Source organism: Methylomagnum ishizawai (assembly GCF_900155475.1).
Classification (GTDB): domain Bacteria; phylum Pseudomonadota; class Gammaproteobacteria; order Methylococcales; family Methylococcaceae; genus Methylomagnum; species Methylomagnum ishizawai_A.
Window position 1 is genome coordinate 3297875 of sequence record NZ_FXAM01000001.1, and the last position, 13286, is coordinate 3311160.

General features: G+C 62.6%; 10 protein-coding genes. 5 read left to right on the forward strand and 5 right to left on the reverse strand.

Translation table 11 applies throughout. From position 1 onward, the window contains the following. From mrcB to cimA, 5 genes are all read right to left on the reverse strand, one after another. Entirely contained in the window at positions 1-2295 is a 2295-nt protein-coding gene (gene mrcB, locus B9N93_RS14675) for a penicillin-binding protein 1B (RefSeq protein ID WP_254899400.1), read from the reverse strand. Between the two features lie 160 nt (positions 2296-2455). Next, the gene (hemH, locus tag B9N93_RS14680) at positions 2456-3451 is read right to left on the reverse strand and encodes a ferrochelatase (protein ID WP_085214903.1); all 996 of its coding nucleotides are present in this window, start codon (positions 3449-3451) and stop codon (positions 2456-2458) included. 16 nt (positions 3452-3467) lie between these two features. Then, complete coding sequence (folE, locus tag B9N93_RS14685) at positions 3468-4010, reverse strand: GTP cyclohydrolase I FolE (protein WP_085216287.1); 543 nt, start codon at positions 4008-4010, stop codon at positions 3468-3470. Positions 4011-4127: 117 nt separating this feature from the next. After that, entirely contained in the window at positions 4128-6305 is a 2178-nt protein-coding gene (locus tag B9N93_RS14690; protein ID WP_085214905.1) for a DUF11 domain-containing protein, read from the reverse strand. Positions 6306-6317: 12 nt separating this feature from the next. Then, positions 6318-7883: a citramalate synthase gene (gene cimA, locus B9N93_RS14695; protein ID WP_085214907.1), complete on the reverse strand. Its 1566-nt coding sequence runs from the start codon at positions 7881-7883 to the stop codon at positions 6318-6320. A 253-nt stretch (positions 7884-8136) separates the two neighbouring features. Between cimA and B9N93_RS14700 the strand changes: the two genes are divergently transcribed. From B9N93_RS14700 to B9N93_RS14720, 5 genes are all read left to right on the forward strand, one after another. Further along, positions 8137-9405, forward strand: coding sequence for a tyrosine-type recombinase/integrase (locus tag B9N93_RS14700; protein WP_085214909.1), 1269 nt, complete (start codon positions 8137-8139; stop codon positions 9403-9405). Positions 9406-9571: 166 nt separating this feature from the next. After that, the gene (locus B9N93_RS14705; RefSeq protein ID WP_217807307.1) at positions 9572-9844 is read left to right on the forward strand and encodes a PIN domain-containing protein; all 273 of its coding nucleotides are present in this window, start codon (positions 9572-9574) and stop codon (positions 9842-9844) included. Further along, positions 9841-10038, forward strand: coding sequence for a YlcI/YnfO family protein (locus B9N93_RS14710; protein WP_217807308.1), 198 nt, complete (start codon positions 9841-9843; stop codon positions 10036-10038). Before B9N93_RS14705 ends, B9N93_RS14710 begins: the two co-directional genes overlap by 4 nt. Positions 10039-10313: 275 nt before the next feature. Further along, the gene (locus tag B9N93_RS14715) at positions 10314-12308 is read left to right on the forward strand and encodes a metallophosphoesterase family protein (RefSeq protein WP_085214911.1); all 1995 of its coding nucleotides are present in this window, start codon (positions 10314-10316) and stop codon (positions 12306-12308) included. Continuing rightward, a complete protein-coding gene (locus tag B9N93_RS14720) occupies positions 12305-13285 on the forward strand; it encodes an AAA family ATPase (protein ID WP_085214913.1) in 981 nt (326 codons plus the stop codon). The genes B9N93_RS14715 and B9N93_RS14720 overlap by 4 nt, the downstream gene beginning before the upstream one ends. Position 13286: the final 1 nt, after the last annotated feature.

A 13286-nucleotide genomic window follows, 5' to 3' on the forward strand; every position in this document is an offset into this window, starting at 1 on the left:
CTAAAACAAATCCTTGATTCCCGCTTCCCCGCCCGCCGCCTCCGGCACCCCGCCACCGCAGGCGGACGACCGCCCCGGTACCGAACCGGCCACGAAGGGGAAACGCGCAGCCCCAGGGCAACCTTCGTCGGTACGCCCCCCGGTTTCCCGGTCAATCCAGGCCCATTCCAGATTATCCGGCGGGTCCAAGGCCAGGGGTTCGTGGCTGACGGCCCCAAGGGTCGCGGCCCAAACCTTCAAAGCCCCTTGCGCCCCGGTCAATTGGGCCGGTTGGTTATCGTCCCGTCCCACCCACACCACGCCCAGATAATCCCCCGTGAACCCGGCGAACCAGCTATCGCGCAGTTCGTTGGTGGTGCCGGTCTTGCCCGCCGCGTCCAGGGTGGACGGCAGGTAGGCATAGGCCGGCCGGCCCGTGCCCTCGCGCAACACCGACCGCAAGGCAATATCGACCAGATAGACCGAAGTGGCGTCCAGCGATTGCTTCACGCTCAAGCCGTAGCGGCGCAGGGTCTTGCCATCCTGGGCCACCACCGCCTGGATGGCCCGCAGCGGGGTGATGAACCCCTCGCTGGCCAGGGTCTGGTACATCCCCGCCACCTCGAACGGCGTCAGCGCCAGGGTGCCCAGCAACAAGGCCGGTACCTGATCGACCGGCTTGTCCACCCCTAATTTACGCAGGGTCTTCACCGTGTTGCCGACCCCGAGGCTCATCCCCAGCCGGATGGTAGCGAGGTTGTAGGAATGCGCCAAGGCCCGGTACAAGGGCACCGCGCCATGCTCGCGGTTATCGTAGTTCTTGGGCAGCCAGACCGGGCTGCCGGGGCTTTTGACCCGGACGGCGCTGTCCTGCAAGGGCGTGGTCAGGGTGTATTTGCGGGGGCTGGCCAGGGCGGTCAGATACACCACCGGCTTGTACAAGGAACCGATCTGGCGCTCGGCGTCCAAGGCCCGGTTGAAACCCGCCGCCCCCGGATCGCGCCCCCCCATCAGGGCCGCGATTTCGCCATTGGCGCGGCGGGTGACGATGGCGGCGGTTTCCAATTGGGTGGAACGGGTCTGGATGTCCAGCTTCTTGAGGATGGCGGTGGTGGCTTGCTCCAGATGGCGCTGCACGTTCACATCCAGGGTAGTGAAGATGCGCAAGCCCTCCGAGGTCAGGTCTTCGGGCCGGTATTCCCGCTGCAATTGGCGGCGTACCAAATCCAGGAACGCCGGATAGCGGCTGATGGCCTGGTGTGGATTCTGGATCACGTCCAAGGGCCGTGCCTGGGCGGTCGCGGCCTGCTTGGCGTTGATATAACCCTGCTCCACCATCTCGTCCAACACCAGATCGCGGCGCTTGTGGGTCTTGTCGGGGGATTTGAAAGGATCGTAGACCGAAGGGCCGCGCACCAGTGCCACCAGCAAAGCCACATGGTGCAACTCCAATTCGTCCAGCGAGCGGCTGAAGTAATAGCGGCTGGCCAGCCCGAAGCCATGGATGGCGCGGGCCCCGTCCTGGCCCAGGTAGATTTCGTTGAGATAGGCTTCGAGGATTTCCTCCTTGGAATAGCGGGCCTCCAGGATCAAGGCCATGAAGATTTCGTTGAGCTTGCGCCACCAAGTGCGTTCGGAGGTGAGGAAGAAATTCTTCACCAACTGCTGGGTCAGGGTGCTGCCGCCCTGGACGAGGGCACCCGCCCGGATATCGGCGACGATGGCCCTGAGAATGCCCCGCGCCGACACGCCATGATGTTGGTAGAACTCGCGGTCCTCGGTCGAGAACAGGGCTTTCAGCAACAAATCGGGGGCTTGCCTGAGCTTGATGAGTACCCGGTCCTCCTTGAGGGCCGGATAGAAACTGCCGATCTGGATCGGCTCCATCCGCAGCAAGGGCAAGGACTGGCCGCGCTCCATGTCCATCAATTCCGCCACCCCGCCCCCGGCGAAGCGTACCCGGACTTCCCGCGCAGGCTCGGCCTTGTCCCAAAACCTGAATTCGCGGGTTTTGAGGACGATGCCGTCGCGGACACGGTAATACGCGCCTTGCGAGGACAGTCCGGCATCTTCGCGGTATTTCAGCTCATCCAGCAGCCAGAGCAATTGCGCCGCATCCCAATGCGCCCCCGCGTACAACTCGGCGGGGTCGGCGTAGACCCGCGCCGGCAAGGCCCAGCGCTTGCCCTCGAATTGCTCGCGCACCGTGTAGTCGAGATAGGCGATATAGGCCATGAAACCGGCGATGAGGAAGGGCGCGGCCAGGATGAGGAGGCGGCGGAAGCCACCCGACGGGCGGCGGCGGGCGGGTCGCACGGGGCGTCTGGGACGACCCCGGCCTGGAGGGCGTGTGGGGGTGGGCATCGCGGTGGGGTAATCCGTCCGGGGCGGGCTGGGGAGATGACGGATATTCTACATGGCGCGGGCGGTGGGCTTGGGGATGGCGGGACGGATCGCACCCGCCCGCCCTACCGGGTTACAGCGCGGCCATCGCGATATCGGCCAGCAATTTGGCATGTTCCGGCCCATCGTTCAGGGCCGGGATCATCCGATAACTTTCCCCGCCCGCCTGCATGAACACCTCTTTGTTGGTGATGGCGATTTCCTCCAGGGTTTCGAGGCAATCCACCGCGAAGCCGGGACAGACCACATCCACCGCCTTCACGCCCCGCGATGGCAGTTCCTTCAGCACTTCCACGCAATAGGGCTGCAACCACTTCGCAGGCCCGAAGCGCGATTGGAACACCAGTTGCCAAGCGCCCTCCTGCAAGCCCAGGCGCTCCACGATCAAGCGCGTGGTGGTCTGGCAATGCTGGTCATAAGGATCGCCCAGTTCGCGGCTGCGCTCCGGCAAGCCATGGAAGGAAAACAGCAGGAAACCGCTGCGCCCGTGTTCCCGCCAATGGCGTTCGATGCTGTCCGCCACCGCCGCGATATAGCGCGGATGGTCGTGGTAATCGCGCACGAAGCGTAGTTCCGGCACCGCCCGCCAGCGCTTGAAGGTGTCGGCCACGGCGTCGAACGCGGTGGCCGTGGTGGACGCGGCGTATTGCGGATACAAGGGCAAGACCAGGAAACGCTCGCAGCCCTGGGCGCGGAGCGCCTCCAACTGCCCGGCGATGGACGGCTGGCCGTAGCGCATGGCGAGTTCGACCACCACCTCCGCGCCCAGCCGTTCGGCCAATTCCCGCCGCACCGCGTCGGTCAACTTGCGGCTATACACCAGCAGCGGCGAGCCTTCCGGGGTCCAGATCGACGCATAGGCATGGGCCGATTTGCGCGGCCTGACCCGCAGGATGATCCCGTGCAAGATCAGCCACCAAACCGGCCTGGGGATTTCCACCACGCGGGGGTCCATCAGGAACTCGGCCAGATATTTCCTTACGGCGGCGGGGGTCGGCGCGGCCGGCGTCCCCAGGTTGACGAGCAGCACGGCGCACCGGCGGCCCTGGATGTTGTCGCTAGCCGTCATTGGCGTGGCCCCGGCGTCAGCGGCTGATGAGGTTGAGGAATTCGGAACGGGTGCTGATTTCCTTGCGGAACAGCCCCAGCATGGAGGAAGTGGTCATCACCGAATTCTGCTTCTCGACGCCGCGCATCATCATGCACAGATGCTTGGCCTCGATCACCACCGCCACGCCCTTGGGATCGACGGCGGTTTGCAGGGCGGTGGCGATCTGCTTGGTGAGACGCTCCTGGATTTGCAGGCGGCGGGCGTACATCTCGACGATGCGGGCGATCTTGGACAGCCCCACCACCTTGCCCCTGGGCAAGTAGGCGACGTGGCATTTGCCGATGAAGGGCAAGAGATGATGTTCGCACAGGGAATAAAGCTCGATGTCTTTGACGATCACCATGTCCTCGGTGTCGGCCTCGAAGATCGCGTTGTTCAATACCTTGTCGAGGTCCATGTGATAGCCGCTGTTGAGGTAGCGGAACGCGGCGGCGGCGCGTTTGGGCGTATCGACCAGACCCTCGCGGGTCACGTCCTCGCCCAGTTCCTGGATGATCTGGGAAAACAGGTTTTCCATGGCGGCATTTTGCATTATTTATCACCTTGATAAGGGGTGGGTCAGTATAACGTGGGCGGTCGGGATCGTGTTGGCGGACGGTTCTGGGACCGTCCAAACCAAAGAACCCTCCCGGCCTCAATCGAGGCCGAAAGCCCCATCGCTCTTATCCGCGCCCAGCTCGACGCCTTGGGCATCCTTGAGGACCACCCGGACCTTGGCCCGGTCGCTGGGTTTGGACAGGGTCGGCACGGTCCAAGCGAAACTGCCGGTGTTATCGTAGACATCGGCGATCTTCTTCCAGTTATCCTGGCCGTTGCGGGAATAGAACAGCGAAACCTTGGCCACCGGCCTGTGGGTGGCCTGGGTGGTCCAGGCGATGGTTTGGACCTGGCCCGCACCCCATTGCTCGCCGCCATTGGGCGCGGTCAGCTTCAGCACCTCGATCATGGGACGGCCATCGGACAGGTCGTGGCCCAAGGGCTTGCCATTGAAATAGCCGACCACCCTCAACCGGACGTGCTGGTTGCCGAGGGTGGCCGGGACCGTCCAGGGATAGGAATCGCCTTCCACATCCTTGGCGATCCGGGTCCAGGTGATGGCCCCGTCCTGCGAATAGAACAGGGAAAACTTGAGCGTATCCCCGTTCCGCGCCCCCTGGACCTGCCATTGGAGGGTGTATGCCGAACCCGCCGCCAGGGTTTCGCCGCCATTGGGGGACAACAGGACCAGCGTGCCGGGATAGCTGATCTTGACCGCGGTTTGGGCCGACACCTTGGCCAGGGTCGAGCCGCCGTTATCCCAGCTCAGGGTGGCGGTGTTGACGGGCTTGCCCAATCCGGCCGCGGTCGCCGTCACAGTGACATTGACCACCGCCCCGGCCTTGATTTCGCCCAGTTCGCATTGGGCGGTATTGGACTCGACCGCGCAGGAACCGGCGTCGCTGGTGGCGGAAACCAAGGTCAGGCTGGCGGGCAGTTTGTCTTTCAAGGTGGCGGTCTTGGCGCTGGCGCTGCCTTTGTTGGTGACGCGCAGGGTATAGGTCACGGTCTCGCCGACCTCGGCGCGGAGGGGCTGGGCCGTCATGCCCAAGCTGAGCTTGGCGCTGGCCGGGGCCAGCGGCACCAGCGTCCCGAAGATGGCGGATTTGCCGGAACTGGTCCCGGCCCAGACCGCGTAGGCATCGCCCGCGGCGGGACGGACAATCAGCGCGGGCCGGCTGGTGGTGGTGTCGGCGGAAATGAAAAAGCCCGCGCCCACGGCGGCCAAGCCCGCCTTGAACAAGCGCCCCCGGATGAACCCGACCTTGGCGGAGGCGGAATTATTGACGCCCCAGGCCACGAGGTAATTGCCGGTCACGGGAGAATACACCGGGCGCGGAGCCAAGGCGGCGGGGGCGAGTTTGACATTGCCGCCCTTCAAACCGCCGCTATCGCCGAGCAATTGACCGTAGGCGGCGGCGGGCAGCGTACTGTCGCGGGCATCGGTCCAGGTCACCAGGAATTGGTTGGTCTGGCTGTTGAAAGCCACACCGGGCGTGGTCTGCGCCCCGGCGGCGGTGGCGAGGGCGATCTGGGTGCCGGAACTGCCATCGGCGGCGATCATGAAGCCGAGGATATCCGACACGCTGCCGCTGGCGGCTTCGTAGGCCAGCAAGAAGCGCCGCGAGGACGGGCTGAAAGCCAAGGCTGGATTCTTGGCCCCGGACGGGGCGAACACCGCCGATTGTCCCAAGGCCGCACCCGCGCCATCGAAGAATTGCCCAATGATGCCCTGGTCGCTGGTCCAGACCATTAGATAATCATCCGCCACCGGATCGTAGGCGACGCGGACACTGCCCTGTCCGCTGCCGGATGAAAGGGTGATTTCATCGCCCAACAGCAAGCCCTCGGCGCTGACGCGCTGGGCGTAGAGGCCGGGTTCGGCGCTACCGTCGTAAGCGCGGTCGTACACCACCAGGAATTCGCCGCGCTTGCTGTTATAGGCCACGGCGGGACGGCTGCCACCCAAGGTCGGGGCGCTCAACACCCGGTCGGAAATCAGGAACACCGTGCCCACCGGCTGGCCCGAAGCATCGATGCGGCGGCCCACCACCTGGTCATACGCCCCGCTCTCGATGGCGCTGGACGGGGTGGTGTCGTACCAAACCGCCAATAATTCCCCGTTGCCGGTATTGACCGCCACCACCGGCAAGGATTCGACGCCGGGACCGACGGCCAGGGTCGTCACCGCCCCGGCGGGATGCCACAGGCACCACAGCAGCCATAAACACCACACCAAAACGCCGGGCCAAGCCCGCATCCCGCGCCGGTTCATAGCGACCTCCCGCTAGTTCTTGTTCAGATTGAGCAAGGCATATTCCAAGCTGTCGGACATGGCCCGCCAACTGGCTTCGATGATATTGGGGCTGGCCCCCACCGTACTCCAGCGCCGCGCCCCGTCCTTGGTGTCGATCAAAACCCGCACCACGGCATCGGTGCCGGTCTCGCTGTCGAGGATGCGGACCTTGTAGTCGTCCAGCCGCACCGGGTCCAAATCCGGGTAGACCTCGCGCAACGCTTTCCGCAGCGCGGTATCGAGGGCGCTGACCGGACCCATGCCCTCGGCGGCGGTATGGATGACCTGTTCGCCCACCCGCACCTTGACCATGGCGTCGGTCAGAATCCCCCGGCCCTGGCGATGCTCGACCATCACCACGAAATCGATCAACTCGAACGGCGGCTCATACGTCGGCTGCAAACGGTGCATCATCACATCGACCGAACCTTCCGCGCTCTCGAAGGAAAAGCCCTGCGCCTCCAGTTCCTTGATCTGGTTCAGCATTTCGCCGGCCTGCTCGCCGCTGCAATCGAGGCCCAGCTTCTGCGAGCGCTCCAACAAGTTGCCGCGCCCGGACAATTCCGAAATCACCGTGCGGCGCTGGTTGCCGACCAAGGCCGGATCGATGATTTGATACGAGGCGGGATTGCGCAGCATGGCGGCGGCGTGGACCCCGCCCTTATGGGCGAAGGCGCTGCTGCCCACATAGGGCAGATGCTTTTCCGGCGGCAGGTTGGCGACCTCGGCCACGTAGCGCGACAACTCGGTCAAGCGGGCCAGATTCGCGGGCGGCAGGACCGACTTGCCCATGCGCAATTGCAGATCGGGGATGATGGAACACAGGTTGGCGTTGCCGACCCGTTCGCCATAGCCGTTGATGGTGCCCTGGACATGCACCGCCCCCGCCCGCACCGCCGCCAGGGCGTTGGCGACCGCGCAGCCGCTGTCCTCGTGGGTGTGGATGCCGATGGGCGTGGAAAGCTCGGCCCGCACGGCGCGGATGGCGTCTTCAATCTCCCAGGGCAGGGTGCCGCCATTGGTGTCGCACAGCACCAGCACATCGGCCCCCGCCTCCGCCGCCGCCCGCAAGGTGGCCAACGCATAGCCGGGATTGGCCCGATAGCCATCGAAGAAATGCTCGGCATCGTAGACCACCTCGCGGCCATGGGCCTTCATGAAGGCCACGCTCTTCTGGATCATGGCGAGGTTTTCTTCCAGCGTCGTGACCAACACATCGGTCACTTGCAAATCCCAGCTTTTGCCGAACAAGGTGATGACCGGGGTTCCGGCGGCGAGCAGGGTTTGCAGGTTGGTGTCGTCCTGCGGCTCGGTGTTCTTGCGGAGGGTGGAACCGAAGGCGGCGATCTTGGCGTGCTTGAGCCCCAGCGACTTGACCCGCTCGAAAAACGCCGCGTCCTTGGGATTGGAACCCGGCCAGCCGCCTTCGATGTAATGCACGCCAAAGGCGTCGAGTTGCTGGGCCAGCTTCAGCTTGTCCTCGACCGAGTAGGAGATGCCTTCGCGCTGGGAGCCATCGCGGAGGGTGGTGTCGTAGATGAAAACATCGGGGGTCATGGCAGTTCCGGTAATAATCGTGCTGGGGATGGGTCGGCCCGCCGGGGCCGGGGCTTGTGCTCTGGGCGCAAAGCGTAACCGATAGGCTATCGGACTAGCTAAAGTCCCAATTGATTTCATTCTGTCCGGGGCATCTCGCAATTCCTAAAAAATCAGTGACTTATATCGTCTCAACTTGTCCTGCCCGCTACAGCTAGCTCTGTTAATCTCATAGTATCATGCACTATAGCAGGCACTACGGTACGGGGGCGGTATGGGCGCATTTTCGGATCGGAGCATCAAAGCTCTGGTGGTCACAGGACAGAATTACCGAAAGCATGAAGGTGGAAGCGATCCGGGGTTCGGTATCCAGGTTACAGCCCAGGGCACTAAAACATTCTTCTATCAGTACACCCACCAAGGCAAGCGCCGTTTCCTCCGCTTAGGCATCTATCCCGATACCTCCCTGGCCGAAGCTCGGAAAAAGGCCAGGGCGGCTTACGCCTTGGTCAATCAAGGTATTGATCCCCAAGAGGAGGCCCAAAGCAAGGCCCAGGCCGCTCGGCGGCTAGGCACCGTCCGGCAGATGCAAGAAGCTTATATTGCCCATCTTGAATCCAAAGGTACCCGCTCGGTGGGAGAGATCAAGCGGGCCTTGGATAAAGACGCCCTCCCACTGATTGGCGATTGCCCAGCTTGCGATGTCGCCGCGGAGCATATCAAGCAAGTCCTTTACCGCCTTATCAGCCGGGATGCCGAGGTTGGCGCGAACCGGTTGCGGTCCTACCTGCATAGCCTGTTCACCTTCGGCATCCAACACGACAATGATCCACGCAGCGTCGGTGCGACGGTGCTGTTTGGCCTCAACATCAACCCGGTTGACGCGGTACCCCGCAATGCGGCGGCGGAATCGGTGGGCGAGCGCGTGTTGTCCTGGGAAGAAATCCGCATCGTCTGGAACGCCACTACATTACACCTGCCACAACGTTTGGCTGTAAGGTTGTTGCTGGCGACCGGCGGGCAGCGCCCTGGTGAAGTCACCCGCGCCCATTGGTCGGAATTCGACCTGGATGCCCGCGTATGGTGGCTACCGGCGGCACGGGCGAAAAACAAGCATGATCACGGCATCCCTTTGACGCCGCTGGCTTTGTCGGTGCTGGAGGAAATTCGGCAGGTTTATCCCTGCGTGGAATATATATTTCCGGCGCGGAACAGCCCAGAGGGCAAGAAACCTTGGAGCGCAAGCACTCTACCCCAAGGAGTGCAGGAATTCTGCCGGGCATCCGGGATGGAGCCATGGGTACCCAAGGATATCCGGCGCACAGTGAAAACCCGCATGGGAGAGGTGGGTATCCCGAAGCTCTACCGGGACATGGTACAGAACCATATCCAGAACGATGTTTCGACCCGGCATTACGACCGCTACGACTATTTGCCCGAGAAGCGGGCGGCGCTGGAAAAGTGGTGTGCCCGGCTTGAGGAGGAAGTTAAAACATCACCACCGTCACCGTCACCGAATCCAACGCCGGGGCCTCGCCCCTGACCTCCCCGGCCTGGACGAAGGTGTTCGCTCCGACCCGACCATGGCCCCCTCCTCCCCGCTATTCCCCGCCTCCCGGCTACCATGGTTTGCTATTGGCGGCGCTGGAAGGCCGCGTTACCCTGGTCGCCAACGTGCCCCTCGTCATCGAGCACGAGGCGACCTGCCTGTGGAAGGAACACGCCCTCGCCGCCGGCCGGGCGAGGCGGAAGTCCGGCAATTCCTGGACGGCGTCGCGGTGCTGGTCGAACCCGTGGGAACCTATTTCTTATGGCGTCCACGTTTGCGCGACCCGGCGGATGAAATGGTCCTGGAAGCGGCGGTCAATGGCCGGGCGGACGCCATCGTGACCTTCAACCAGCGCGATTATGGCCGGACACCCGGCGAATTCGGCATCGAAGCGCTTAAACCCTCCGATGCCTTGAGAAGGCTAACCCCATGAGCAACGTCAACACCTACCCACTCCGGTTGCCCACCTCGGTCAAGGCGGCCGCCGAAAAACTCGCCAGGGAAGATGGCGTCAGCCTGAACCAATTCGTCGCCACCGCCATCGCCGAAAAACTGGCGGCGACACGGCGGCGTTTTTCGCGGAACGGAAGGAGCGGGCCGATTTGGCGGCATTCCGGGCCATCCTGACCCGGCAGGGCGGCGATCCCCCCCAGGGAAGGCGACGAGTTTGCCTGAACCTGTGCAGGGTGGCGCAACGCGCCAGCCCCGCCCCGATTACGCTGCGCTAACCTACAAGCCCTGTTCCCCGATCCCTTCCCGGCCCCTTGGGCGGGCCGCAGCCACAAACCGCCATCCCCCGCCAAATCGGGGTTTGAGCGCAGGATTCAGGCCCGTTCCCAATCTTCGCCAAGAAATCGATACATAATCCCAACTGGACAGGCCGGGTAGCCGCATTGCCGGGCATGGATGGTGAATTTCATGTGGCGCTGACGAGGGCAATCTCCATAGAATTCGGCCAAGAACTCCAACAACATCAATCCACATTCACCGCCATGAACACATCCGCTTCCGATCAGAGCATTGTTTGGCTGCACCTGTCCGATTTGCACTTAAAGGACATTAAATCCGCCGGGGTTTACCGAACCCAACTTGAAACCGACTTGCTCAACGAGCTGAACGTGCCCAGGTTGGACTATTTAGTCATTTCAGGGGATATAGGCGATTATGCCGAGAAAGCGGAGTATGCCGCCGCTTTCGACTTGGTCGATGGACTCATGAAGCGGTTTGGACTCACGCACGATCAATTGGTAATCGTACCGGGAAATCATGACTTGAATTGGAAGTTGTCGGAAAAATCTTATGCATTTATACCAAAAAGCAAAACTCCAGACCCCTTGCTCAAGGAATATTTACCAGCCGGTGAAGCAGGCTCCCTCAAGCGGAGCGAACCCAAGTATCAAAAACGCTTTTCTGTTTTCAATGACCACTTTTATAAAAAGCTCCTTGCCTTGGACTATCCATTGCAATATGAGGAGCAATTTGCTTGGATTGAACAGCCCGAACACCGGTTGTTATTCGTTGGGTTCAATTCCGCATGGGAAATAGACCATCATTACAAGCAAAGATCGGGCATTAACCCTCAAGCTTTGGCGCAAGCGATTAACCGCCTACATGATGGTAATTACGCTGGCTGGCTAAAAATCGCCGTATGGCATCATCCCGTCACCGGCCCCGAAGCCATGGAAGACGCTTTCCTGCAACAATTAACCACCAATGGTTTTCAGGTATGTATGCATGGGCATATCCACAAAGCCCAGGAAAATTTTTACAAGTATGATGACGCCCGAGGAATCCATATTATCGGTGCAGGTACTTTCGGGGCACCCGCCAAGGATCAAGTTCCTGGCATCCCCCTGCAATATAACCTGATAAAATTTGATCCTTATTCCGCTACGCTTACGGTTTATACCCGCAAAAAGGAAGAACCTAACGGCGCGTGGTCAGCGGATGCCCGTTGGGGAGATAAGAACGCCCCTAAATCCTGGTACAACTTTAAAGTTCCGAGATATAAAAGCGGCGACCAGATCAACCACGGACCTGGGCCAGCGCCCAATCCAGGCACGGTATGCGACGCCATCCGGTCGGAAATCAGGGAAGCCATCAAGAAACTACTCGGCAAACCCGCCTTGCAAGAAGTCCGCAAGGCTTTGATAAACGCGCAAGCGGAACCTCGCCTTGATCCAGAGGCTTGGCTGGTTCCCTGCGGGGCGGGGCCGTTTCCCATCGAGGAGAAAATCGACACCCTGCACGATGCCGTCCGCGATGGCCTGCAAGCTGTGAAGGAAGGACAGCCGCATCTTCTGAAACCCGCCCGCGATGATGCCAAGGAAGCCCTGGAAAGGCTGCTGGTCCTGGCGGTGCCCGACGCCTGGGCGCAGATCGGAACCCAACACCTCGGGAGCGGACAGCGCAAAGTGGATATCCCGGAAAAGCTGCCGCTCTGGGCGGAAGTGGCCCAAGGGCGGGTCAATGGGAACTGTCCGCAGTTGGCGCTGAAGGAAGACGGCATCGGGGTATTCGCGCCCAACCACCTGGACCACGACGAACTGGAGCGGGGACTGACCCACCAGGACGCGCTGGTGGAAACCCTGCGCTTGATCTGGCTCAAGGTCCAGAAGTGCGAGCCGCCCACCGATCTGAACTGGCAGCGGCAATTGTCGAAGACCCTGGTGCGTAGGGCCAAGGACGGGGAGCGCTACCACATCACCATACCGCACGACCGCTATGCGGCCATTTCCGCCAATCCCGTCTGGGCCGAGAAGTTGGGCGACACCCTGGCCCATTTCGGTATTTTCGTATACGCCACGGGCGTGGGCGATCCGGTTCTGATCGTGCCGGAGGACGACTTGCTGGTCGCCATCCGCGAATATCTCCGCTTGCTGAGGAAATACGAATGACCCTGCACTCCTACCCCGAGAAACTCGACCTCCCCAAACTCGGCTCCTGGCCCGAATCCGTCCACCAGTTCGAGCCGGACGCCATCCACGCCTTGCAGGCAGCGGAAGCGGCGGGCCGCCCCTTGCTGGTCCGGGGCGAACCGGGCATGGGCAAGAGCCAGTTGGCGCGGGCGGCGGCGGTGGCGACCGGGCGCTTGTTCCTGGCGGTGGTGGTCAACGCCCGCACCGAATGCCAGGACTTGCAATGGCGGTTCGATGCGGTGGCGCGGCTGGGCGAGGCGCAAATCCTCGCGGGCGCGGACGGCAGCGAGCGGCTGTCCCGCTTGCAGCCTGCACGCTTCCTCGGCCCCGGCCCGTTGTGGTGGGCGCTGGATTTCGAGTCGGCCTTGGCGCAGTGGCAGCAATGCCACAACCCCGCCGAGCCGATTCCCGAGCAACCCAAGGATTGGACCCCGGCAAAGGGCAGCGTGGTATTGATCGACGAGATCGACAAGGCCGATTCCGACCTGCCCAACAGCCTGCTGGAAACCCTGGGCAACGGCGATTTCAGCGTGCCCTACCTGGGCGGGTCGGTGCGCCGGGCGTCCTTGGTGCCGCCGCCCTTGGTGGTCATCACCACCAACGAGGAACGGGAACTGCCCGCCGCCTTCCTGCGCCGCTGCTTGGTGTTGCCCTTGTCCCTGCCGGAGGACGTGGCCGGTTTCCTGTGCGGGCGGGGCGCGGCGCATTTCCCGGAGGACCATCGGGACGAGAACCAGCGCAGTACCAAAGCCGTCCGGGAAGCCGCCGCCCGGCTCTTGATCGAAGACCGGCAAACGGCCCTCGACCAGGGCTGGCCGCCGCCCGGTCAGGCCGAATATCTGGACCTGCTGCGGGCGGTGTGCGCGATGAAGCCGGGGGATGAGGCCGGACAACTCGGATTGCTCGACATCCTGCGGCGTTTCGTGCTGAGGAAATCCCCCGGCCAGGGGCTTTGAC